At 67.7% G+C, this 22,454-nt stretch carries 21 protein-coding genes; 11 read left to right on the top strand and 10 right to left on the bottom strand.

Annotated elements, in window-relative coordinates; all coding sequences use genetic code 11:
• The first annotated feature begins 358 nt into the window (after positions 1-358).
• Positions 359-505, top strand: a complete 147-nt coding sequence (locus tag WS95_RS34665; RefSeq protein ID WP_156444443.1) for a hypothetical protein — start codon at positions 359-361, stop codon at positions 503-505.
• A 166-nt stretch (positions 506-671) separates the two neighbouring features.
• Here the strand turns inward: WS95_RS34665 and WS95_RS06925 are convergent, their stop codons facing one another.
• Positions 672-1,064 carry a DUF2384 domain-containing protein gene (locus WS95_RS06925; protein ID WP_025986089.1) on the bottom strand — a complete coding sequence of 131 codons (393 nt, stop codon included), beginning with the start codon at positions 1,062-1,064 and terminating at the stop codon, positions 672-674.
• 1,772 nt (positions 1,065-2,836) lie between these two features.
• Here WS95_RS06925 and WS95_RS06920 point away from each other — a divergent pair.
• From WS95_RS06920 to WS95_RS06905, 4 genes are all read left to right on the top strand, one after another.
• Positions 2,837-3,331, top strand: coding sequence for a hypothetical protein (locus WS95_RS06920; protein ID WP_059822961.1), 495 nt, complete (start codon positions 2,837-2,839; stop codon positions 3,329-3,331).
• 63 nt (positions 3,332-3,394) lie between these two features.
• Positions 3,395-4,093: a PspA/IM30 family protein gene (locus WS95_RS06915; protein WP_059822960.1), complete on the top strand. Its 699-nt coding sequence runs from the start codon at positions 3,395-3,397 to the stop codon at positions 4,091-4,093.
• Positions 4,094-4,126: 33 nt separating this feature from the next.
• Positions 4,127-4,786, top strand: a complete 660-nt coding sequence (locus tag WS95_RS06910; RefSeq protein WP_063890150.1) for an OB-fold-containig protein — start codon at positions 4,127-4,129, stop codon at positions 4,784-4,786.
• 90 nt (positions 4,787-4,876) lie between these two features.
• Positions 4,877-6,616 (top strand): flotillin family protein, encoded by a 1,740-nt coding sequence (locus WS95_RS06905; RefSeq protein ID WP_257139625.1) that lies wholly within the window; start codon positions 4,877-4,879, stop codon positions 6,614-6,616.
• 86 nt (positions 6,617-6,702) lie between these two features.
• Here WS95_RS06905 and WS95_RS06900 read toward each other — a convergent pair whose 3' ends face one another.
• The 3 genes from WS95_RS06900 to WS95_RS06890 form a co-directional block, all read right to left on the bottom strand.
• Positions 6,703-8,100 (bottom strand): enolase C-terminal domain-like protein, encoded by a 1,398-nt coding sequence (locus tag WS95_RS06900; protein ID WP_059822981.1) that lies wholly within the window; start codon positions 8,098-8,100, stop codon positions 6,703-6,705.
• Positions 8,101-8,162: 62 nt separating this feature from the next.
• Positions 8,163-9,503 (bottom strand): MFS transporter, encoded by a 1,341-nt coding sequence (locus WS95_RS06895; RefSeq protein ID WP_059822958.1) that lies wholly within the window; start codon positions 9,501-9,503, stop codon positions 8,163-8,165.
• A gap of 214 nt (positions 9,504-9,717) precedes the next feature.
• Positions 9,718-10,692: a LysR family transcriptional regulator gene (locus WS95_RS06890; protein WP_059822956.1), complete on the bottom strand. Its 975-nt coding sequence runs from the start codon at positions 10,690-10,692 to the stop codon at positions 9,718-9,720.
• Positions 10,693-10,732: 40 nt separating this feature from the next.
• Here WS95_RS06890 and WS95_RS06885 point away from each other — a divergent pair, with 40 nt between their 5' ends.
• The 3 genes from WS95_RS06885 to WS95_RS06875 all read left to right on the top strand — a co-directional run bounded on the left by WS95_RS06885 (position 10,733) and on the right by WS95_RS06875 (position 13,594).
• Positions 10,733-11,464, top strand: a complete 732-nt coding sequence (locus tag WS95_RS06885) for a glutathione S-transferase family protein (protein ID WP_059822955.1) — start codon at positions 10,733-10,735, stop codon at positions 11,462-11,464.
• Positions 11,465-11,608: 144 nt separating this feature from the next.
• Complete coding sequence (locus WS95_RS06880) at positions 11,609-12,235, top strand: DUF2239 family protein (protein ID WP_059822953.1); 627 nt, start codon at positions 11,609-11,611, stop codon at positions 12,233-12,235.
• A gap of 15 nt (positions 12,236-12,250) precedes the next feature.
• A complete protein-coding gene (locus tag WS95_RS06875; protein WP_059822952.1) occupies positions 12,251-13,594 on the top strand; it encodes a carotenoid oxygenase family protein in 1,344 nt (447 codons plus the stop codon).
• Between the two features lie 13 nt (positions 13,595-13,607).
• Here WS95_RS06875 and WS95_RS06870 read toward each other — a convergent pair whose 3' ends face one another.
• The 4 genes from WS95_RS06870 to WS95_RS06855 are packed head-to-tail and all read right to left on the bottom strand — an operon-like array spanning position 13,608 to position 17,865.
• On the bottom strand, positions 13,608-14,774 hold the full coding sequence (locus WS95_RS06870) for an ABC transporter permease (RefSeq protein WP_059822950.1): 1,167 nt from the start codon (positions 14,772-14,774) through the stop codon (positions 13,608-13,610).
• A gap of 8 nt (positions 14,775-14,782) precedes the next feature.
• Positions 14,783-15,934, bottom strand: coding sequence for an ABC transporter permease (locus WS95_RS06865; protein ID WP_059780363.1), 1,152 nt, complete (start codon positions 15,932-15,934; stop codon positions 14,783-14,785).
• Positions 15,935-15,955: 21 nt separating this feature from the next.
• Positions 15,956-16,654 (bottom strand): ABC transporter ATP-binding protein, encoded by a 699-nt coding sequence (locus tag WS95_RS06860; RefSeq protein ID WP_059780362.1) that lies wholly within the window; start codon positions 16,652-16,654, stop codon positions 15,956-15,958.
• A gap of 5 nt (positions 16,655-16,659) precedes the next feature.
• Positions 16,660-17,865, bottom strand: a complete 1,206-nt coding sequence (locus tag WS95_RS06855) for an efflux RND transporter periplasmic adaptor subunit (RefSeq protein WP_059780361.1) — start codon at positions 17,863-17,865, stop codon at positions 16,660-16,662.
• A 357-nt stretch (positions 17,866-18,222) separates the two neighbouring features.
• On the opposite strand from WS95_RS06855, the gene WS95_RS06850 reads away from it, so the two are divergent.
• Positions 18,223-18,456, top strand: coding sequence for a hypothetical protein (locus WS95_RS06850; protein WP_012327737.1), 234 nt, complete (start codon positions 18,223-18,225; stop codon positions 18,454-18,456).
• A gap of 78 nt (positions 18,457-18,534) precedes the next feature.
• On the opposite strand, the gene WS95_RS06845 is transcribed toward WS95_RS06850, so the two are convergent.
• The gene (locus tag WS95_RS06845; RefSeq protein ID WP_059822948.1) at positions 18,535-19,305 is read right to left on the bottom strand and encodes a Mut7-C RNAse domain-containing protein; all 771 of its coding nucleotides are present in this window, start codon (positions 19,303-19,305) and stop codon (positions 18,535-18,537) included.
• On the opposite strand from WS95_RS06845, the gene WS95_RS06840 reads away from it, so the two are divergent.
• Together WS95_RS06840 and WS95_RS06835 are read left to right on the top strand one after the other, a co-directional pair.
• The gene (locus tag WS95_RS06840; protein WP_257127810.1) at positions 19,195-20,271 is read left to right on the top strand and encodes an NAD(P)-dependent oxidoreductase; all 1,077 of its coding nucleotides are present in this window, start codon (positions 19,195-19,197) and stop codon (positions 20,269-20,271) included. The two genes, WS95_RS06845 and WS95_RS06840, sit on opposite strands and share 111 nt — an antisense overlap.
• A 78-nt stretch (positions 20,272-20,349) precedes the next feature.
• Positions 20,350-20,985 carry a LysE family translocator gene (locus tag WS95_RS06835; RefSeq protein WP_059822944.1) on the top strand — a complete coding sequence of 212 codons (636 nt, stop codon included), beginning with the start codon at positions 20,350-20,352 and terminating at the stop codon, positions 20,983-20,985.
• A gap of 91 nt (positions 20,986-21,076) precedes the next feature.
• Here WS95_RS06835 and WS95_RS06830 read toward each other — a convergent pair whose 3' ends face one another.
• Positions 21,077-22,360 carry an MFS transporter gene (locus WS95_RS06830; RefSeq protein ID WP_059822943.1) on the bottom strand — a complete coding sequence of 428 codons (1,284 nt, stop codon included), beginning with the start codon at positions 22,358-22,360 and terminating at the stop codon, positions 21,077-21,079.
• Positions 22,361-22,454: the final 94 nt, after the last annotated feature.

The raw sequence follows: 22,454 nt of genomic DNA, 5'->3' as shown, positions 1-22,454 counted from the left end.
ACTCCCGGTGGCCTTGACAGCATGCTGTCGGCCGCTAGAATGTGCCTATCCACTCTTCATGGATGCACCGTTTTTCGAAGGGCTCAGCCGCGCCAACGGCTGGGCCCTTTGTGTTTCCGCATGAGATCAAATGTCCACTTTCGACTTCCTCCGAGTTGATTAGGGGTCCGATAGGTTGAGTCTTGCGCAGGCTGTAGCGTGGCCTGCGCCGTCGTCCTTTTGCAGGGAGCACGAGGATGAGACGATAGCGCGCAGAACCTCGTGACGTCAAACTAAGTCATTGATTGTATTGAGTAATGTGTGCTATAGGATAATTTCTCGGGGCTTGCGAAGCCGTCTAGAAGTGCGGGTGATGGTCGTGAGCGACGACGACACCTATTGCGAGAGCAAGCTGGGGGCGATTCGAGAGACCGACGATCTAAACGGCGAATGGGCGATCCATCATCGAGCGGCATTGCTTGCTCAACTGCGCCAGCAAGCTTCTCGCGATCCGCTATCGGTGTGACGGTGGAAAGGAAAATGCCAGCTTATCGCCAGTGCACTGAAGAGGTGGGACGGAAACATACCGCGGAACAACGTCCAGACCGATATGCCCCGTTCCCTGTTTTCTGTCACCAGACGTGGATTCGCTCTGGTGTGAGAGTTGTTGCCAGGTGCGGACGCGCAACATACTACCCGGCAGCTCCTTCCCTAAGCGCGAAGATGTAGCGCAGTAAATCGTCGGCGCGCCCATCCGACACGAGCTGTTCTGCTGTCTTGTCGTCGAAGGTAGATAGCGGCTCGTTGCGATACCAAGAGAGCGCTCGCTGTACGTCTCCGGAGACATCGGCCGCGGCTTGGATGACTTTGATAGCGTCCTGAAGAAATCTTTGCATACGCTCGGATCTAACGGCATTGCGGTCCACGCCGGCCAACTGCGCGAGCGTTGGCATGTCGATCTGCAAGGCGACGGCGAAGCGCCTTGCTGAGATCATTGAATTCGCGCCTCCCGGATCATTCAAGGACGAGATGAATTGATCGAGGCTACTGGGCGGCGTTGACGTGTGAGTGGTATCGGGATCCATAGCGGTTGGCCGAGGCACGCTGCATGCACATCTGCAGTCCGTGTCGACTGATTGCCCTTCCACACAACCATACCTGTATCGAGTGGGATCTGCATCAGAAGCGGGCCATAGCCACCACCACGCCATGTGCACAAAGTGCAACGAAATCAGTGCAGCTAGGACAAAGTGCAGAGAATTGCTTCCATCCGCTCGGCCTTCGTTTTACAGAGGCCTTTGATTTCTGCGGTTGGAGTGCAAAGAAATGCGTCCTCTTGCGTGCAAGGATTTACTCCCTGTCTCAACTACGTCTTGCGATGTAGTGCGTTGTTTTGCATTTGGAAGCAGGTTTTGGCACACCATGTGTGCCAAATTTGTGCCAAGGTTGCAGCGCCTCCCCCGCAGCGGATGCATGACATTGCAGCAAATTGCGGGTACGATCCTTGGTAATCGCGCTGAAGACGTACAGAACGGCTACGAGACAAAAGCAAAGGGCAAGGGGTCTAGCAAACTGGACCTTGTCCACAAAGCGTGGAGCCACGGACTGTTCAGCAGCCCCCGCCATAAGCGGATTGGTGGGTGAGCCAGAAAGGATGCAGAGAGCAATCGCCAGGTTTATGACTTCCGCCGGTCAGGATGAGGCCGGAAATTAACGGGATAGCATAGCTTGGAGAGCGAGGCGAACATGGGGGACAACCCCGCCGTACAAGTGCTCGCTGCTAATTTGGGCAAGTAGCGATAAGCGTAAAGTCTTCGTCCATCTGGGCAAGGTACGGAACCGCGGACTCATCCGAACTTGGCTGGTCATCGACCAGCCGGGATCGGAGTGGTTCGCCCATGAAATCTCTGCTCACCGTAGAACAGCTTTCCAACTACCTCCAAAAGTCTGTCGCAAGCATCCGCAGCGACGCTACTCGCAATCCGCAGTCCCTTCCGCCGATTTGCCGCCTGCCGAACACCAAGCGGTTGCTCTGGCGTCTCGAGGACGTCGAGAGCTGGCTTGCCGCCCATGTCGAAGGAGGGACGGCACCGACAGCTTGCGATGTTGCCGAGTTGCAACGATCGCGTCGAGGTCGGCCAACGAAAGCGGAACAAGTGGCACGACGTCGTCAGGGCACGGTGCGGCGGACGGTGCAATCTCAAACCGCCGCTGCCACGGATAAGCGATGTTCGATGAGGAAATCCACTACACCCCACGGCGCCATGAGCCCATCGCGATCCGCGGAAAGTAGGCGACCTGCGCCTGGAGAGTCGAGATCCATATCAATCACGCACACGCGTTGACCGGCGCGGGCACGCTGGATCGCAAATGACGCAAGCAGCGTGCTGCGGCCCAAGCCAGCAGATCGCCGTCTCTGCCGGCTAGCCGTCGTTGTTTCTGCCGCCAGTCGCCCGATTTCCAGACAGCTGTGCACCAGCGCGCTAATCGCGTGCACCTCGGATGCGCGCGCTTCTTGGCTCGCCCAGCAGGTACAGGCGATGCCCAAGCGGTGCGCGGGTTGCACTATATCAGTTTGCATCGGCGAATTCGCCCGGCAATACAGCCTTCGGCCTACGGGCGAAGGCTCATGAAAGACCGAGCACTAACGCTTGGCACTGTCCAAGAAATCCAAGCGGTTCAGGTTCAAAAGAACAAGGGTTGGATTGATGTCCGACTCTTGGGGGCACATCATTGCGAGATCGGACCTTTTTGTCTTTTGCATCTGACGTCTCTCATCTATCTCAAAATACAAACGTATACATTTGCATACGGCCGCATTATGCTTTGAGTAAGCAAATCGAAGAGATTGAACGTCATGCAAACCGTATCGGTACGAATTCCGGAGGACGATCTCGCGTGGCTGGTCGAACTGCAATTGCCGGATGCAACAAGCCCTAGCGACAAGATTCGCGCGCTGATTGCCGACGCTCGCCGGCGGGTCAAGGGGGCGCACGACTTCGTCCGATGCGCGGCGCTGTTCAGGGAGCAGGTGCGGCCGATCCTCGACGCGATCGACGCCTACGAACACGCTACCCATCACCGCTCTGAAATCGTGACGCTGCTCGCGTCGCAACTCCCGGAACTTATGGCCAGCCTTGTGACGGCGGCGCCGCCGGGCAAGCCGATTGGCGAGGCCGCAGGCGAACTCGAAGCGCGGCTGACTGCGAAGAGCATGCGTCTGTTGCTCGGGCTACTGCGCCTTGCCGTGACCGGCAATCCACCCGCCTATGATCCTGCCGTGCTCGATTCGTACGTGCACGAGGTCAAGGAACTGGCGAACCTTATTCAGCCAGCTCAGGCGAAGCCGTGAGCAGCCGGCGCTTGATGACCGGGCCGTCCCGGTCCGCATGAATCCCAGAAGGAGTGACAAGTCGTGACGACAGAACATTTCGGTATCCGAGTCAAAAGATTGTTGACCGCGAACGTGCATGCGTTGATCGGTTCGCTGGAAAGCCGCATGCCGCAGGCCATTCTCGAGCAGTATCTACGCGAGTTCGATGAGGTGATCGCGCAGGCGCGGGTTGTGCTGGGACGGCACGAAGCCACGCGGTATCAGGCTGCAAAGGCAATTGCACGCATCAACAACGAGATCGAACGGCTGAACGAGCTGCTGGGCACCGCGCTCGCCAGAAACGACGATGCAGCCGTGCGTGCCGGCGCGGAACGACAGATCGAGCTGGAGGATCAGCTCGGCGTGCTCCAGCAGTCGCTTCACGAGGCGAGCGAGCAGGCGCAGGTCGCCGAGGGCGATCTGCTGGGTCTGCGCGCGAAGCGGGCCGAGATGGAAGCGGGGCTGCGTGAACTGATCGCGGCACGGGCGGCCGCGCCCGGCGACGGCGAGCGCCGGACGGAAGGCGCGGCAGCCGTCGACCCGCGGGCGGAGCAGCTCGAACAGGGTTTCAACCGGACGATGGCCGGCGCGACCGGCGCGCCGGGATTGGGTACCAGTCCCTCGTCGGCCGATCCGTCACTGCTGTATCGTCTTGAAACCCTGCACAAGGAGCAGCGGATCGAGGAACGCGTCGCACGCCTGAAGTCGCAACCCGGAAAGCTGCCGGGCGACATCTCCTGACCGGATGTTTCCGAACCTGAGAGCAAAACGATAATGATTTCTTCACTGATGCTGCCGGGTAACGCGCCATTCGTCGCCGCCATCGGGTTGATGATCGTCATCGGCGCGCTGGAATGCGTATCGATGCTGATGGGGCTGAGCCTGACCGAGCATGCGGGCAGCTTGCTCGTCCTGCATTTTGGTCTCGATCATGCCGACAGCGGCGCCGACGCCAGCGTTGTCGGCCAGTTTCTCGGCTGGCTGCATGTGGGTCGGGTTCCGCTGCTGATCCTGCTGATCCTCTTCCTGCTCGGCTTTTCAGTTGTCGGGCTCGCGTTGCAGACATCACTGCAGGCCGTCGCGGGTTTCATGATGCCTACCGCGCTAGCCGTCGGGTTGGCGGCGGCCGCGGCGCTGCCGTTCGTGCGTCACACCGGTAAATTCGTCGCGCGCTTTCTCCCGCAAAGCGAGACCACGGCGGTTTCCGAAGCCGATTTTATCGGCCGCACCGCACGGATCATCACCGGCGAAGCATCGCTGGGCAATCCGGCCGAAGCACGGCTCGTCGACGAGCACGGCCAGCAGCACTATGTCCGGGTGGAGCCGGACGAAGCCGGCCGGACTTTCGCGAAAGGCACGACGGTCCTGCTCGTGTCGCGCATCTCGGGTTCGCGCTATCACGCGATCGAAAATCCCCGGCCCGAATTGCTCTGAATCCCTTTTCGCCGGGCGGCCGCTGTTCCGGGCGGCGCGGGCTGGCGCATGTTGCTGTCACCATCCGTACACAGGAGTCGAACAAATATCATGATGAATGCACTCTCATTCTGGGGCGCCATTGCGTTGGCAGTGGTGGTGGGTCTCTGCGTGATCGGCCTGATTTTCGCGCGTCTCTATGTCCGGGCGTCCGCGGAGCGGGCCTTCGTCCGCACCGGTCTCGGCGGTCAGAAGGTGATCATGAGCGGCGGCGCGGTGGTGCTGCCGGTGTTTCACGAGGTGATCCCGATCAACATGAACACGCTGAAGCTCGAAGTGAGCCGAGCGACGCGCGATAGCCTCATCACGAAGGACCGGATGCGTGTCGACGTGGTCGTGGCCTTCTTCGTGCGGGTCGCACCGACCGAAGAGGGGGTGTCGACCGCCGCGCAGACGCTCGGGCAGCGCACGCTTGCGCCGGAAAACCTGCGCGCGCTCGTCGACGACAAGTTCGTCGATGCGCTGCGCTCGACTGCCGCGCAGATGACGATGCAGGACCTGCAGGACGCCCGCGAAAAATTCGTGCAGGGCGTGCAGAACACTGTCGCCGAAGATCTGACGAAGAACGGGCTGGAATTGGAAAGCGTGTCGCTGACCAATTTCAACCAGACGTCGAAGGAGTATTTCGATCCGAACAATGCGTTCGATGCCGAAGGCCTGACGAAGCTCACCCAAGAAACCGAGCGGCGCCGCAAGGAGCGCAACGAGGTCGAGCAGGATACCGAGGTGGCCGTGCGTGAAAAGAACCGCGACGCACTGTCCCGCAAGCTCGAAATCGAGCAGCAGGAATCGTTCATGAAGCTCGAACAGGAGCAGCAGGTCAAGACGCGCACGGCCGAACAGAATTCCCGCATCGCCACGTTCGAGGCCGAGCGTCACCAGGAGGCGGAGCAGAGCCGGATCGCCGCCGAGCGGCAGATCCAGGAATCCGAGATCCAGCGCGAGCAGGCATTGCGCACCCGCAAGGTGGAAGCGGAGCGCGAAGTGCGCGTGAAGGAGATCGAGCAGATGCGGGTCACGGAGATGGCGGCGATCGAGCAGGCGAAAGTGACTGAAATTGCGCAGCAGGAGAAGGCGATCGTGATCGCGGAGAAGTCCGAGGCGCAATCGCAGGCGCAGGCTCGCGCGAATGCGTCGCTCGCGGACGCGGTGCGCGCCGAGCAACTGGTCGAGACGACACGCAAGACCGCCGAGGCGGATCGCGCGAAGCAGGTGGCGCTGATCGAGGCGTCGCAGGAGGCGGAAACGCAGGCGGTTCACATCACGACGCAGGCGCGAGCGGAGCGGGACGCGGCTCAGATGCAGGCTGCCGCGATGGTCGAGCTGGCCGAAGCGGCGCGCAAGAAGGGTCTCGCGGAGGCGGAAGCGCAGCGTGCGCTGAACGACGCGATCAATGCGCTTTCGTCGGATCAGACCAGCCTCAAGTTCAAGCTCGCGCTGCTGCAGGCGTTGCCGGGCGTGATTCAGCAGACCGTCGAGCCGATGAAGTCGATCGACGGCATCAAGATCATCCAGGTCGACGGGCTCAATCGCGGCGGTGCGGCGGACGGCGGCGCGTCGGCCGCGACAGGGGGCAATCTGGCTGAGCAGGCGATGTCCGCGGCATTGTCCTATCGCGCGCACGCGCCGCTGATCGATTCGCTGCTGGGTGAAATCGGTTTGTCCGGCGGATCGCTGCAGGGATTGGTGCCGGCTGTCCCGACTGACGTGCCGGCAGCGAACCACGCACTGGCGGCGAACCACGTGCCGGCGGTCGCCGTTTCGCCCGAGAGCGGCCGTGAGGCCGGCTAACGGCAGATAGTGGCGGATCGGCCGCCGGCTTGGCCGGCGGCCGGTCGGGGTTGGTGCTTGCTGCTTGCTGCCGCCTGCGCCTCCCGTCATCCCCGCCCGAAACTCGGCCGCTTCGGATCGTACGTCCACCCCGGCACCAGATAACGCATCGCGACCGCATCGTCGCGCGCGGTGCCACCCACCTCGTTGTACAGCGCATGCGCGGCCTCGACCTGCGCCATGTCCAGTTCGATGCCGAGCCCCGGCCGTTCCGGCACGGCCACCTTGCCGCCGACGATCGCGAGCGGCTCGCGCGTGAGCCGCGCGTCGCCTTCCTGCCAGATCCAGTGCGTATCGATCGCGGTGATCGTGCCGGGCGCGGCCGCTGCCGCATGCGTGAACATCGCGAGCGACACGTCGAAGTGGTTGTTCGAATGCGAACCCCAGGTGAGCCCCCAGTCGCGGCACAGCTGCGCGAGCCGCACCGAGCCCTGCATCGTCCAGAAATGCGGATCGGCGAGCGGAATGTCGACCGCCTGCAGCCGCACCGCATGATCCATCTGCCGCCAGTCGGTCGCGATCATGTTGGTCGCGGTCGGAATCCCCGTCGCGCGGCGGAATTCGGCCATCACCTCGCGGCCCGAATAACCGCCTTCCGGCCCGCACGGATCTTCCGCATACGCGAGCAGGTGGCCTTGTCCGCGGCACAGCGCGACGGCCTCGTCGAGCGACCACGCGCCGTTCGGGTCGAGCGTCGCGCGCGCGTCGGGAAAGCGCGCCTTGATCGCCGCGATCGCTTCCATCTCGTCGGCGCCGGCCATCACGCCGCCCTTCAGCTTGAAATCGGCGAAACCGTAGCGCTCGACCGCGGCTTCGGCCTGCCGAGCGATCGCGGCCGGCGTCAGCGCCGCTTCGTTGCGCAGCCGGAACCACGGCACCGACGCCTGCGCTTCGTCGCGATACGGCAGATCGGTGCGGCGCCGGTCGCCGATGTAGAACAAATACGCGAGCATCGGCACCGCGTCGCGCTGCTGGCCTTCGCCGAGCAGCGCCGCGACCGGCACGTCGAGGTGCTGGCCGAGCAGGTCGAGCAGCGCGGCTTCGATCGCGGTGATCACGTTGTCGAGCCGCAGGTTGATCTCGTGCGGCTGACGCAGCACCGCCGCCTCGCCGGCCGACGTCACTTCGTGGCGAATCGTGCGTCCGGCGCCGGCGCCCGCGCCGGACAGCGCCGCGCGCACCGCGTTGAGCGTGGCCTGGTAGCGTCCGATCGGCTGCCCGACCACGAGATCCGTCATGCGCTCGAGCGCGTGGCGGATGCCTTCGCCGCCCGGCACTTCGCCGACGCCCGTATGCCCGCTGCCGTCGTCGAGGATCACGAGGTTGCGCGTGAAGTACGGCGCGTGCGCGCCGCACAGGTTGAGCAGCATGCTGTCGCGGCCGGCGACGGGAATCACCTGCATGCGGGTGACGCGCGGGGTGCCGGCACGGCTGGGTTCGGACATCGGTTCGCTCCTGGTTCCGGTGGCGTGCGGGCCGCCGGACGCGCCGGCGCGGCCCGCGCCGTTCATTGAAGCTCGACGCGGCGGATCTCGCCGACGACGAACAGGTAGCAGATCACGGCGACGAGCGCATGCGCGACGACATAGACGAGCGCGCCGTTGAACGAGCCGCTTCGGTCGACGATATAGCCGATCGCGATCGGCGTCGTGATGCTGGAAAGATTGCCGCACGTGTTGAGCAGTGCGCCGCTCAGGCCGGCGATCTGGCGCGGCGCGGTGTCGGCGTTGACGGCCCAGCCGAGCGCGCCGAGCCCCTTGCCGAAGAACGACAGCGCCATGAACACCACGACGAGCACGTGCGAATCGGTGTAATTGCAGACGATCATCGACATCGACAGCAGCATGCCGATCACGATCGGCACCTTGCGCGCGACCGACAGCGACCGGCCCTGCCTGAGCAGCGCATCGGACACGACGCCGCCGAGAATCCCGCCGAGGAACCCGCATACGGCGGGGATCGACGCGACGAGGCCGGCGTTGAGGATCGACATCCCGCGCGCCTGCACGAGATAGACGGGGAACCACGTGATGAAGAAGTAGGTGAGCGCGTTGATGCAGTACTGCGCGACGTACACGCCGACCAGCATCCGGTTCCTCAGCAGCGCCTTCACGTGGCGCATCGACGGGCCGCCGTCGCGCCCGCCCGTCGCATGGTCGATGTCGACGAGCGCCCCGCCTTCGGCGAGGTAGTCGAGTTCCGCGCGGTTGATGTTCGGGTGATGCTTCGGGTCGTACATCGTGCGGTTCCACACCAGCACGAACACGAAGCCGAGCACGCCCATCACCGCGAACACCGACTGCCAGCCGAACGCATGCACGAGCCAGCCCATCAGCGGCGCGAACACGACGGTCGCCGCGTACTGCGCGGCGTTGAAGATCGCCGACGCGGTGCCGCGCTCGGGCGCCGGGAACCACGCGGACACGATCCGGCTGTTGGCGGGGAACGACGGCGCCTCGGCCGCGCCGACCAGGAAACGCAGCCCGAACAGCAGCGCGAACGCGGCCGCCCCGCCGAAGAAGCCGATCCCGCCTTGCAGCAGCGTGAACAGCGACCAGAAGAAGATGCTGAATGCGTAGACGATGCGCGAGCCGTAGCGGTCGAGCAGCCAGCCGCCGGGCAATTGCGCGATCACGTACGACCAGCCGAACGCGGAAAAGATGAAGCCCATCTGCACGTGGCTCAGGTGCATCGAGCGGGCCAGCGCCGGGCCCGCGATCGCGATGGCGGCGCGATCCGCGTAGTTGATCGTCGTGATCGCGAACAGGACGGCCAGCACCAGCCAGCGCACGCGGGTGCGCCGGGCCGTTGCCGACGCGGACGCCGGCAGCGCGTGAAGCGGATTCATGACTTGTCTCCTCCGAAGGGCGGAAGGTGCCGTCGTGCGGCAGGCGCGTCGGGTGCGCGCGTGATGGGTGTGGATGCCGCCGACGGGAGGCCGGGCACCGGACGCCGATGCAGGCGGGGCGTCCCGGCCATTCTGTCATGTCGACATTTGCGCTTTCATGCCAATTGCTGACTTGATCGATTCAGCATTTGAATCGATCGAAGGCGGCGCGCGGTCACGCGTGCGCGTCGTCCGGGCTGTTGCGGTGGTGGCGCGCGACGTGCTGCGCGAGAAACTCGACGGCGGCGCGCACGCCCGGCAACTGGCCGCGCCGATGCGGCATCAGCAGCGTCGTCGTGACGGTGCCGGCGCACCAGCCGGGCAGCACGCGCACGAGCGTGCCGGACGCGAGCGCGGCCCCGGCGATCCAGTCGGGCAGGCAGGCGAGGCCGAGGCCGGCCGTCGCCGCCTGTAGCAGCAGCGTCGATTCGTCGGCCTGCAGCCGCAAGCGCGGCGTCACGTCGACGGCGTCGCCGCCGCGCTGCAGCCGCCACGGCTGCGGGCCCGGGTGAAGCGCGTCGTGCTGTGCGAGATCGGCCGGCGTGTCGGGCGTGCCGGCCCGCGCGAGATAGGCCGGCGCGGCGACGACGACGATCGGCGACGCCGCGAGCGGCCGTTGCACGAGCGCGGAATCGGGCAGCGGCGCGAAATGGCTGCGCACCGCGATGTCGAAGCCTTCCTGCGCGATGTCGACGAGGCGGTCGCTCGCATGAATCTGCAGCAGCAGCTTCGGGTGCGCGATCGCCAGCGCCGGCAGGCACGGCGCGAGGATGTGCTGCGCGACCGGCACCGAGCTCGTGATCCGCACGACGCCGGCCGGCTCGGCGGCCTGCCGCAGCACCGCGTCGCGCGCGCTTTCGGCCTCGATCACGGCGGCGCGCGCATGCTCGAAGAATTCGGCGCCGACCGGCGTGAGCCGGAAGCTGCGCGACGTGCGATGCACGAGCCGCGCGCCGAGCGTGCGCTCGAGCTCGGCCACGCGCTTGCTGACCGTCGATTTCGGCAGGTCGAGCCGGCGCGCGGCCGCCGACATGCTGCCGGCATCCACCGCCTGCACGAACAGGTAGAGATCGTTCAGATTCACTTCCAGCGTCCACATGGAGAAACGACGGGTTTCGATTTTAGCGGCTACTGCGCCATCGTCCGCCATGGGAGCATGACGGCTCGTTCAACTTTCGCGGAATTCCCCCATGTCTCCGATCCTTCTCTACGGTATTCCCGCCGGCTGCTCGTTCGGCTCGATCGTCGCGCTCGAATGGACCGGCCGCCCGTACCGGCTGTCGCGCATCACGATGCCGGGTGCCGTGACGAGCGACGCGTTCGTCGCGCTGAACCCCGTCGCCGAAACGCCGGCGTTCGTCACCGCGAACGGCGACGTGCTGACCGAAAGCATCGCGATCCTCGGCCATATCGGCGCGCAGGCGCTCGACAGCGGCCTCGCGTTTCGCCAGGGCAGCGCGGATTTCGACCGGCTGAACCGGATGCTGGCGTGGCTGAACACGACGTTCTTCAACGCGTTCGGTGCGCTCTGGTACGTGTACGAACACGACACCGAAGGCGCCGAGAAAGCGGCGCTGCAGGCGTACGGCCGCGGCAAGGTGCTGAAGGCGCACCGGCAGCTCGAAGCGCTGCTCGAACGCGGAGAAGGCCCGTGGCTGCTGGGCGCGCGGCGCACGCTGGCCGATGCGTACTTTGCCGGGATCGCGCGCTGGGCCGACTATCACGCGGTGTTCGAGCGCGATGCGTTTCCGCATGTCGCCGCGCTGCGCGCGCGGCTGGCCGACGATGCCGGCGTGCGGTTCGCGCACGCGATCGAGGAAAACCTGCCGCCGCCGGTGTCGTCCGCGTTCGAGGGGCATGTGTCGCTCGACGACGCGTTGGCCAGCGCGCGCGGCATCGCGGTGCCGGCGCGGGCTGCCTGATCGGCCACCTCGGCCACCTCGGCCACCTCGGCCGCGCGTCAGGGTGGAATCCGCTGGCGATATTTTTACCCGGGCAATATTGACATCCAATTAATACCCGGATAAAAATAGCGTCATTCCGATTCCAGCCCGCGGGCGACCACCATGACGACTTCCACGCTCCTTCCTTCGTACACGGCCTTCGACGGCCACCGGCGGCTCGCGTCCGGCCCGCTCGCGACGGTCGCGCTCGCGGTCCGGCAGACGGCCGGCGACGCGATGCCCGGTTCGATCCTGATCTTCGACGACGCGACGGGCCGCTCGATCGACCTCGACCTGCGCGGCACCGCGGACGACATTCGCGCGCGCTATGCGGTGCCGTCGGGCGATGCATCCGGCGGCGCCGGCGAGCCGGCCGGCGCGGGCGAGCAGCGCGGCCGCGGCCGGCCGAAGCTCGGCGTCGTGTCGCGCGAGGTCACGCTGCTGCCGCGTCACTGGGAATGGCTCGGCGCACAGCCGGGCGGCGCGTCGGTCGCGCTGCGCAAGCTCGTCGAGGACGCGCGACGCACGCATGCGGCGGCCGACCGGCAGCGCGACGCGCAGGCCCGTGCCTACCACTTCATGTCGGCGATGGCGGGCGACCTGCCCGGTTTCGAGGAAGCCGCGCGGGCGCTGTATGCGAACGATCCGGCGCGACTGGCCGAGTGCGTCGCCGGCTGGCCCGACGACGTACGCGACCATGCGCTCGCGCTGGCGCGCGGCGACCTGCCGCCGTCCACCGAAGGCCACTGACGGAGCGCCGACGCAATGACCGTATTCGACCTGAACCGTGGCGCGATCGCGCCGGTCGCCGACGAAGTCGATCTCGTCGATCTGCGTGTGACGGGCGCCATTCCGCGCGAACTCTGCGGCACGCTGCTGCGCAACGGCCCGAACCCGCCGGGCGGCCGTTTCGAAGGCAACGACATGCTGTCGTGGTGGCCGGAGGCCGCGATGCTGCATGCGATCGCGTTCGACGGCGGCCGGGCGGCCGGCTACCGGAACCGCTGGGCGCGCACGCAGCGCTGGGCCGCCGTGCACGCGCCCGGGCAAGTGCCGCATCTGCCCGACACCAATCCGAACGTGAGCCTGTTGCAGCATGCGGGCGAACTGCTCGCGCTGGCCGAGGGCGGCGCGCCGCTCGCGATCACCGCGGCGCTCGATTCGCTCGGCCTGCCGGCGCGGCATGCGGGTTTCGACGGCGGGATGACCGCGCATCCGAAGGTCGATCCGGTGACGGGCGAGCTGATCCTGTTCCGCGCGGACTGGCGTGCGCCGTGGCTGCGCTACGGCGTCGCGGATGCGCAGGGCGTGCCGCGCGTCGAGCTCGAGATCGAGCTGAGCGCGCCGTCGATGATGCACGACCTCGCGATCACCGAAACCCGCAGCTTGTTGCTCGACCTGAACGTCGGCTACGACTTCTCGCTGCTGAAGCAAGGCCACCGGATGCCGCTGCGCTGGCACGACGACCGGCCCGCGCGCATCGGCGTGATCCCGCGCCATGGCGGCGACGTGCGCTGGTTCGGCGTCGAGCCGTGCTTCATCCAGCACGTCGTGAACGCGTACGACTGCGACGCGTCGTGCATCGTGCTCGACGCGGTGCGCTATCCGTCGTTCCTGCGGCTCGACGCGCGCACGGGTCGCTTCGCCGACAACCCGGTCGGCGAGCTGTGGCGCTACGTGATCGATACGGCGAACGGGCTGGTCGACGAAGGACCGCTTGCCGACGGCGGCATCGAGCTGCCGCGCATCGACGAAAGCCGGACCGGGCGCCGCTACCGCTACCTGTATGCGGCCGAGCAGCCGAACAACGCCGAAATGCGCGGCGTGATGCGTTTCGATCACGTGCGCGGCACGACGATGCACTACGCGGTGCCGGCCGGCGACCAGAACGGCGAGCCGGTGTTCGTGCCGCGTCCGGGCCGTCGCGACGAAGACGAGGACGACGGCTGGCTGCTGGTGATGGTCTACCGCGCGGCGACGGATACGAGCGACGTCGTGATCCTCGATGCGCGCGCGATCGACGCGGGGCCGGTCGCGACCGTGCATCTGCCGCGCCGCGTGCCGGCCGGGTTCCACGGCGCGTGGGTGCCGCGCGAACGTCGAACGTGAGCGGCGGCGCGCGTCACTGCGCGCGCAGCGCGTCGACGATCTTGAGCCGCGCGGCGCGCATCGCCGGCAGGAAGCCGCCGACGAGTCCCATCACGAGCGAGAACACGAGCGTCTTCACGACGATCGCGGGCGTCAGCACGAAGCGGAACGACAGGTCCGAGAAGGTCTGGAAGTTGGTCGTCGAGAACGACGCGAACTGCATCAGCGACGCGCACGCGAGCCCCATCACGCCGCCGACGAAGCCGAGCAGCAGCGCCTCCAGCAGGAACGCGGCGAGCACGTTGGTGCGCTTGAAGCCGAGCGCGCGCAGCGTGCCGATCTCGGCCACGCGGTTCGCGACCGATGCATACATCGTGATCATCGCGCCGATCATCGCGGCGATCGAGAAGATCGTCGACAGCGTGATGCCGAGGATGTTGATGAACGTCGACAGCGCCTTCGACTGGTCGCCGTAGAAGGTCTGTTCGCGTTTCGCCTCGTCGGTCAGCCGCGGGTCGACGTCGATGTCGGCCTTGAAGCGCGCGAAGCCGTCGGCGCTCGGGATGCGCAGCACCATCGACGAATAGCTGGTGCGCCGGAACGACTGCATCAGCTGGTCGACGTCGCCCCAGATCTCCGAGTCGAAGCCGCTGCCGCCCGCGTCGAACACGCCGACGATGGTCCAGTCGCGCTGCGCGAAATGCAGGCGGTCGCCGAGCTGCGTGCCGCTGAAGCCTTTCGCGATCGCGCTGCCGACGACGATCTCCGACGAGCCCGGCGCGAACGGGCGGCCGGCCGCGAGCTTCACGTGCGGCCGCAGCGCGAAGCCGGCCGGCGACACGCCGCGGATCACGACGTTCGACGGCTTGCCGGTCGACGTCTTGACGAGCGAGATCAGCACGACGGCTTCCTTCGAGACGAGCGGCCGTCCGTCCGGGCCGAGCGCGACGGCCGGGTGCATCTCGAGCGCGTTGGCCTGCTGATGGTCGATCGAACTCTGGATCTCGGTCTCGGCGCCCTTGCGGATCACCACCGCGTTGTCCGCCTCGCCGGTCGACACGAGCGTTTTCGTGAGCCCCGCGTCGAGCATCTGCACCGTCGCGAACACGAAGATCACGAGCGCCATCCCGCCGGCCGTGAGCGCGGTGGTGAGCCGTCGGGTCCACAGGTTGCGCGCGATGTAGGTGAGCGGAATGGCCATGCGCGCCTCTATCCGATCGCCCGCAGGCCTTCGACGACGCGCACGCGCGCGGCCTGCCACGCCGGCACGAGCGCGGCCGCGAGACCGACCGCGACCGAGCACGCGGCCTGCAGCACGACCGTCTCGGTCGACACCTTGAACACCGGGAAGATGCCGCCGGCCGCCTGCTTGAACAGGCTCGCGGCGGGCGGCGTCGCGAGGATGCCGAGCGCGCCGCCGGCCACCGCGATCGCGACCGATTCGCCGAACACGAGCAGCGCGAGGAACCCGGGGCCGAAGCCGAGCGCCTTCAGCGTCGCGTATTCGGCCGTGCGCTCGCGCGCGCTCATCGCCATCGCGTTGGCCATCACGGCCATGATGATCAGGATCACCACGTACGACACGAGGCGGATCGCCGCGATGATCTGGTTCGACATCGCGACGAAGCCGAGCTGGAACGCCTGTTCGGTCTCGGTCAGCGTTTCGGCGAGCGAGTTCTTGAACACCGCGTCGACGTTGCGCGCGATCGACGCGCCGTCGTCGGGGTTCGCGATGCCGAGCACGAACACGCCGACCTGGTCGGCCTGCTTCGGCGTGCGCTTGCGCACCGTCTCGTTCAGGTAATCCCAGTGGAACACCAACTGGCGCGTGATCGTCGAATCGTCGCGGCCGTCGAGAATCCCGCGCACGACGAAGTCCCACGTGCCCGGATAGATCGTGCCCTTCAGCGGGATCACGTCGCCGACCTTGAAGCCGAACTGCGTCGCGAGCTGGCGGCCCACGAGGCAGCCGCGGCGGTCGCGGTCGTAGTCGGCGCGCTGCTGCGCCGGCAGGATGAATTCGGGATACAGGTCGAGATAGTTGTCCGATACCGCGAAGCTCGCGAAGAAGTTCTTCGGGTCGCGGTAGATGCCGCCGAACCAGTTCGAGCGGACCACGGTCGTCACGCCGTCGACGCCGCGGATCCGGCTCTCGTCGCTCACCGGCAGCGGAAACACCAGCGAGATCGCGTTGCGCGTGACGAGCCGGCCGCTGGACGCGGCCGCCGCGCCCGCGTACCACGCGTCGACCACCGTATGCAGCAGCCCGAACGCGAGCACCGCGATGGTCAGCCCGAGCACGGTCAGGAGCGTGCGCAGCCGGTGCCGCAGCGCGTTGCGCGCGATCAGCTTCACGACCATCTTGCGCGCTCCCGCCGCCGGTCAGCCGGCGTGCCCATCGATCAGCTCTCCTTTTTCCAGATGGACGAGCGAGCGCGCGGCGCCGGCCGCATGCGCGTCGTGCGTCACCATGATGATCGTCTTGCCGAGTTCGGCGTTCATCCGCTGCAGCATCGCGAGCACGTCGGTCGCCGACGCGCGGTCGAGGTCGCCGGTCGGCTCGTCGGCGACGATCAGCACGGGATCGGTGATCAGCGCGCGCGCGATCGCGACGCGCTGCTGCTGGCCGCCCGACAGCTCGGACGGGTAATGGCGCGTGCGATCGCCGAGATTCACCATGTCGAGCACGAGCTCGACGCGCTCGCGTCGTTCGCGGCGCGACAGGTGCGTGAGCATCAGCGGCAGTTCGACGTTCTCGAACGCGGTGAGCACGGGCATCAGGTTGTAGAACTGGAAGATGAAGCCGACGTTCGCGGCGCGCCATTCGGCCAGTTGCGCCTCGGCGAGTTGCGAGATGTCGAGGCCGCCGACGCGCAGCTCGCCGCTGTCGGGCCGGTCGATGCCGGCCACGAGGTTCAGCAGCGTGCTCTTGCCGGAACCGGACGGCCCCATCAGCGCGACGAAGTCGCCTTCGCCGATGTCGAGCGAGATGTCGGTGAGCACGGGCACGATCTGGTTGCCGCGCCGGTACGACTTCGCGACGTGGCTGATCTCGACGAGGGGCGGTAGGGCGTCGTTCACGCGCGCTACTTCTTCGCGACGGTCACTTTCGCGCCGTCCTTCAGCTTCGCGCCCGGCGCGAGCACGACCGTGTCGCCGGATTTCACGCCACGGATCGCCACCAGCTCGCCGATCCGCATGCCGCGCGTCACGGCCGCCGCATGCACGGCGTCGTCCTTCACGACGAACACGACCGGCCGGCCGTCGCGCTCGACCACGGCGCTCGCCTGCACGGCGGTCACCGGCTGTCGGTCCTGCGGCGACGCCGGCTTCGACAGGAACGCGATCTTCGCGCTCATGTCGGGCAGCACGCGCTCGTCGCGGTCGACGAAGCGCACCTTCACGAGCACGGTGGCCTTCGAGCGGTCGACGGTCGGCACGATCCGCGACACGCGGCCGGCGAAGCGCATGTCGGGCAGCGCGTCGAGCTGGATCTCGCACGGCTGCTCGGCGCGGATCTTCGCGATGTTCGATTCGGCGACGTCGGCCTCGACCTCGAGCGTCTCCATGTCGGCGATCGTCACGACCGCGCCCTTGCTGTCCGACGCGGACGAGAACGGCGTGATGTTGTCGCCGACGTTCGCGTGCTTGGCGAGCACGATGCCGTCGAACGGCGCGCGGATCACCGTCTGGTCGACCGCGACCTGCGCGGCCTGCGCGTTCGCTTCGGCGGACGCGATCGCGGCCCGGTCGCTGGCGAGCGTCGCGCGCGCCTTGTTCACGCGCGCCGTGTCGGTGTCGAGCTGCGCGGCCGGCACGGCGCCGCGCGGCGCGAGCGCGGCGGTGCGGCGCAACGCGATCTCCGCATCCTTGAGTTCCGCCTGCGCGACGCCGAGGTTCGCGCGGGAAACCTGCACCTGCGCGCGCGCCTGGGCAAGCGACGCCTGCACGTCGCTGCTTTCGAGCCGCGCGATGATCTCGTCCTGCTTCACGCGCGTGCCTTCGAGCACGCCGAGCCATTCGACGCGCCCCTGGCCCTTCGACGCGACCGCGGCCTTGCGTTGCGGCACGACGTAGCCGGTCGCATTGAGCTGCGTGTCGTTCTGGTACGGGTAGGCGGACGTGACGGACGTGGTGTCGACGGTCGGCCGACCGGTGAGCGCGAGGCCGGCGACGATCGCGATGACGATCAGCGCGGCGGCGACCGCATAGCGGACCCACCGGCGCCGACGCGGCACCGGTGCGATCGGACGCCGGTCGATTTTCAGTTTGTCCAGATTGTGATCGGGCAATTTGAGCGCCTCGAGACGGCGGCGGTCGTGTGACCGGCGCGATCCGGTTTCCGGGGAAAGGGACGGATGGACGCCAGTATAAGCGTCGCCCCGGCGCCGCGCGAGCCGGTTTGCGCGGCCGGGGCGGCGGCCTGTCCAGCCTGCCGGCGCCGGCCGACGCGCCGGCCCCCGGGGAAACCCGAGGATGCAAGCAACGTGTCAACTTGCCGCGAACGCGGTGCGTTATGGAACCAGTGCGCCAGGTTTTGTCGCGACGGAAACGGCGAAAGCCGGCCTCGCGGCCTGGGGCTCCGGTGCGAATGCCTCGCATCTTTGATTACCGGTACGTTTGATTTTTTCTCCGCTAAAGGAAGAACAATGAAGAAGACGCTCGCTTCGATCATCGCCGCAGCATTCGCACTCGCATCGGTTTCGGCATTCGCACAGGCGTCCGCGCCGGCAGCCGACACGTCGGCCGCCGCTTCGGCACCGGCCAAGAAGGATCACAGCAAGCCGAAGCACCAGCTGAAGCACCACGGTTCGAAGAAGGGCCAGGCGAAGGCTGCAGCCGCATCGGCCGCCGGCACGAACGACGCAGGCACGCAGAACTAAGCGGTTCGCCCCACGACCGGCGTTGCCGGTCACCGGTTTGCCAACCCCGCATGCTCCGGCATGCGGGGTTTCGTTTTTTCAGGCGCCGGGTTCGGCGGGTTCGTCGAGCCGGGCGGGCGGCGGCATGCGCATCGCGTCGACCACCGCGCGCATGCGCCGCCAGTGCGAGCCTTCCCAGAGCACGCGCCGGCACACGTCGCACGCGGCGAAGCGCCGGTGCCGCTGCCGGATGCCGGCCGGCACGCGCGGCGCCGCGGCCGCCGCGTCGAGCGGATGCAGCGGCGCGTTGCAGCGCAGGCACAGCCGGAACGGCCGCATGTGCGGCGCGAGATCGAGCCGCTCGAACAGTTCGCGCAACTGGTCGGCCGGCTGCAGCGCATGGAGATAGCAGCCGCGCACGACCGCGCGCCGCTTGAGCAGCTCGCGGTCGCGCGTCAGCACGATCCGGTTCTCGCGCTCGGCGAGCGCCGCGAGTTCGTCGTCGCGGTAGTGGTTGTCGTAGCAGGTGTCGAAGCCGGCGAGGCGCAGCAGTTGCGCGAGGCCGCCGAGATGCGCGTCGGCCACGAAGCGCCATGACGCCGGTTGCCGCGCGGCCGCGCCGTTGACCGCCGGCCGTGCGCGCTCGGGAAAGACCTCGACGCGGTCGCCGTCGCCGAGCGGCCGATCGAGCGCGGCCGGCGCGTCGTTCACGCACAGCCGGCCGATTTCGGTATGCGGGACGCCGAGCGCCTCGATCGCATGCTTCACCGTCGCATCGCGGGCGTACGCGTGCGCGAACGCCCGGTCGCGCTGCGGGCGCGCGAGAAAGGCGTTCAGTTCGCCGTGAAAGCGGAAGGTCGCGGTCGCCATCCGTGCAGTATCGCACCGCGCCCGGCCGGCGGCAGGCGCTGCAAAGCGCCGGCATCTGTGTTTAACTCGCGGCTTCACGGAGCGAAGGAGCGGGACATGGATCTCGGGTTTATCGGGCTGGGCGAAATGGGGCAGGCGATCGCGACGAACCTGCTGAAGGCGGGCCACACGGTGCGGGTCTGGAACCGGTCGCGCGAACGGGCCGAGCCGCTGGCCGCATTCGGCGCGCGTGTCGTCGACACGCCGGCCGACGCGTTTCGCGGCGACGCCGTGTTCTCGATGCTCGGCGACGATACGGCCGCGCGCGCGGTATTCGACGACGCGCTGCTGGCCCAGGCGCCGCGCGGGCTGATCCACGTGAACATGGCGACGGTGTCGGTCGCGCTCGCCGAATCGCTCGCGCACGCGCATGCGTCGCGCGGCATCGACTACGTCGCCGCGCCGGTGATGGGGCGGCCCGACGTCGCGGCCGCCGCGCGCCTGACGATCATGGCGGGCGGCCCGGCCGAGGCGATCGACCGCGTGCAGCCGCTGTTCGACGCGATCGGTCAGAAGACCTGGCGCTTCGGTTCGCTGCCGCAGCACGCGAACGTCGCGAAGATCGCCGCGAATTTCACGCTCGCGTCGGCGATCGAGACGCTCGGCGAGGCGTCCGCGCTGCTGGGCGCGCACGGCGTCGCGATGCGCGATTTCCTCGACGTGATCACCAGCAGCGTGTTCCCGGGGCCCGTCTACGAAGGCTACGGCGCGATGATCGCGGAGCGGCGCTACGAGCCCGCGCGTTTCAAGGCTCGGCTCGGGCTGAAGGACGTCCGGCTCGCGCTGGAGGCCGGCGACGCGACGTCGGTGCCGCTGCCGGTGGCGAGCGTCGTGCGCGACAGCCTGCTCGACGCGCTCGCGCACGGCGGCGGCGACCAGGATTTCGCGGTGCTCGGCGAGACCGCGCTGCGTCGCGCCGGCCGCTGACACGCGACAGAAGCGCCGTGCGCACGGCATAATCGGCAGTCCGGTTTTCCCTTACATCATTCCAGGCAGAGGCAGTTCATGAACTTGCATACGTGGTGGCTTTTCGTGGCGACGGTGTTCGTCGTGTCGGCGATTCCGGGCCCGAACATGCTGCTCGTGATGACGCACGGCGCGCGGCACGGGCTGCGGCGCGCGTCCGCGACGATGGTCGGCTGCCTGAGCGCGCTGGTGCTGATGCTCGCGGTATCCGCGGCGGGGCTCGGCGCGGTGCTCGAGGCATGGCCGGCGATGTTCAATGCGTTGCGCTTCGCGGGCGCGGCCTACCTGGTCTATCTCGGCGTGAAGGCGTGGCGCGCGCGCGTGGACGACGCGCCGGCGGCCGACGCCGATGCCGTGTCGCCAGGGGCGTCGGCATCGCGCGTGGCGCTGTTCCGCAACGGCTTCCTGGTCGCGGGCAGCAACCCGAAGGCGATCCTGTTCGCGGCCGCGCTGCTGCCGCAGTTCATCAACGCGGCCGAGCCTACGCTGCCGCAGTTCGGCATCCTCGTCGTCACGTTCGCGGTGATCGAAGTGAGCTGGTATCTCGTCTACGCGGCGTTCGGCACGCGCATCGGCGCCACGCTGAAGAGCCAGAGCGTCGCGAAGGTGTTCAACCGGCTGACGGGCGGGCTGTTCGTCGGCTTCGGCGCGATGATGGCGCTGGTTCGTCACTGATTCCCGGCCGGCACCGGCGTACCGAACGCCCCGTCCCTCGCAAGAGGGCGGGGCGTTCGGTTTTCGGGCGCCGCGTCGCACCGCTGCCCGCTCACGCACGGGGGCGATCCAGCGCCGCCGCGCCGGCGCCGCGTCCGGCCGTCAGCCCGAACACGGCCGCCGCGCCGGCGGACGCGAACCCGACGCCGCACACTGCGCTCCATCCGCCCCATACCCACGCGCTGCCCGCGAGTGCCGCGCCGAGCGCGCCGCCGACGAAGAACAGCCCGACGAACAGCCCGTTCAGGCGTCCGCGCGCGGCCGGGTTCAGCAGGTTGATCGCGCGACGGCCGATCGTCTGGTCGACGATGACGCCCGCATCGAGCAGCGCCGCACCGCCGGCCAGCAGCGCGAGCGCGACGCCGCGATGCGCATGCGCGTCGAAGCCGAACCAGCCGGCGCCGGCGATCCCGAGCACGGCGAGCGCCGCGAGCATCGTGCCGTGCGCGAGCCGCTGCGCGGCCGGGCCGTGACCGCGGTCGCCCGCGCGGCCGGCGAGCGGCGTGACGATCGCGCCGCTGGCGCCGGCGAACGCGAACAGCGCGATCCCATGCAGGTCGAGCGCGAACGGCGGCTGCGCGAGCCGCAGCCCGACGGCGGTCCAGAATGCGCTGAACGCGGCCATCGCGAGCGCGGCCGACAGCGCATGCCGACGCAGCACCGGCTCGTCGGCGAGCAGGCGTCCCATCGATGCGAGCAACGCACGGTAGCCGACCGTGATCGACGGCGTGCGCGTCGGCAGGCGCAGCGCGAGCACGACGGCGATCGCCGCGTTCGCGAGCGCGGCCAGCAGATAGAACGCGCGCCAGCCGGCCGATCCCGCGATCAGGCTCGCGAGCGGCCGCGACAGCAGGATCCCGAGCATCAGCCCGCTCATCACGTTGCCGACCGCGCGGCCGCGCTGCGCTTCGGGCGCCATCGACGCGGCCATCGGCACGAGCATCTGGATCACGCTCGACGCGGCGCCGGCCGCGAGCGTCGCGAGCAGGAACACGGTGCCCGAGCGCGTGAAGGCGGGCAGCGCGAGCGCCGCCGCGCAGACCGCGAGCGTCGCGACGATCAGGCGGCGGTTCTCGAGCAGGTCGACCAGCGGCACGAGTAGCGCGAGCCCGGCCGCGTAGCCGAGTTGCGGCAGCATCGCGACGAGCCCGGCGAGACCGGGCGGCAGGTGCAGGTCCGCGCTGATCGGGCCGGTCAGCGGTTGCGCGGCGAACAGATCCATCACGATCACGCCGACCGTCGCGGCGAAGAACAGCGTCATGCCCGTGCTCAGCGCGGGCGGCGCGGCGACGGACGAGGAAACGGGGGCGGAGCAATGGTGGGCAGGGCAGTTCATCGGAAGCCTGACGGGGAGGTCGAAGGAATTCCCATCGTAGGTGTCCGATGTTTATGCGACAATTGAAATATGTCTAACATGATTATGCGAGTTT

It is taken from the genome of Burkholderia sp. MSMB1826, from assembly GCF_001526325.1.
GTDB lineage: Bacteria > Pseudomonadota > Gammaproteobacteria > Burkholderiales > Burkholderiaceae > Burkholderia.
This window is presented reverse-complemented; position numbering and strand designations above follow the sequence as displayed.

Coding starts and splice junctions, on each gene's coding strand:
- WS95_RS06885 (WP_059822955.1), top strand. CDS start 10,733: ATGTCTCCGATCCTTCTCTACGGTATTCCCGCCGGCTGCTCGTTCGGC.
- WS95_RS06830 (WP_059822943.1), bottom strand. CDS start 22,360: ATGAACTGCCCTGCCCACCATTGCTCCGCCCCCGTTTCCTCGTCCGTC.
- WS95_RS06875 (WP_059822952.1), top strand. CDS start 12,251: ATGACCGTATTCGACCTGAACCGTGGCGCGATCGCGCCGGTCGCCGAC.
- WS95_RS06840 (WP_257127810.1), top strand. CDS start 19,195: ATGCTTCACCGTCGCATCGCGGGCGTACGCGTGCGCGAACGCCCGGTC.
- WS95_RS06880 (WP_059822953.1), top strand. CDS start 11,609: ATGACGACTTCCACGCTCCTTCCTTCGTACACGGCCTTCGACGGCCAC.
- WS95_RS06870 (WP_059822950.1), bottom strand. CDS start 14,774: ATGGCCATTCCGCTCACCTACATCGCGCGCAACCTGTGGACCCGACGG.
- WS95_RS06845 (WP_059822948.1), bottom strand. CDS start 19,305: ATGGCGACCGCGACCTTCCGCTTTCACGGCGAACTGAACGCCTTTCTC.
- WS95_RS06865 (WP_059780363.1), bottom strand. CDS start 15,934: ATGGTCGTGAAGCTGATCGCGCGCAACGCGCTGCGGCACCGGCTGCGC.
- WS95_RS06905 (WP_257139625.1), top strand. CDS start 4,877: ATGATGAATGCACTCTCATTCTGGGGCGCCATTGCGTTGGCAGTGGTG.
- WS95_RS06910 (WP_063890150.1), top strand. CDS start 4,127: ATGATTTCTTCACTGATGCTGCCGGGTAACGCGCCATTCGTCGCCGCC.
- WS95_RS06920 (WP_059822961.1), top strand. CDS start 2,837: ATGCAAACCGTATCGGTACGAATTCCGGAGGACGATCTCGCGTGGCTG.
- WS95_RS06890 (WP_059822956.1), bottom strand. CDS start 10,692: ATGGCGGACGATGGCGCAGTAGCCGCTAAAATCGAAACCCGTCGTTTC.
- WS95_RS06900 (WP_059822981.1), bottom strand. CDS start 8,100: ATGTCCGAACCCAGCCGTGCCGGCACCCCGCGCGTCACCCGCATGCAG.
- WS95_RS06895 (WP_059822958.1), bottom strand. CDS start 9,503: ATGAATCCGCTTCACGCGCTGCCGGCGTCCGCGTCGGCAACGGCCCGG.
- WS95_RS06835 (WP_059822944.1), top strand. CDS start 20,350: ATGAACTTGCATACGTGGTGGCTTTTCGTGGCGACGGTGTTCGTCGTG.
- WS95_RS06925 (WP_025986089.1), bottom strand. CDS start 1,064: ATGGATCCCGATACCACTCACACGTCAACGCCGCCCAGTAGCCTCGAT.
- WS95_RS06850 (WP_012327737.1), top strand. CDS start 18,223: ATGAAGAAGACGCTCGCTTCGATCATCGCCGCAGCATTCGCACTCGCA.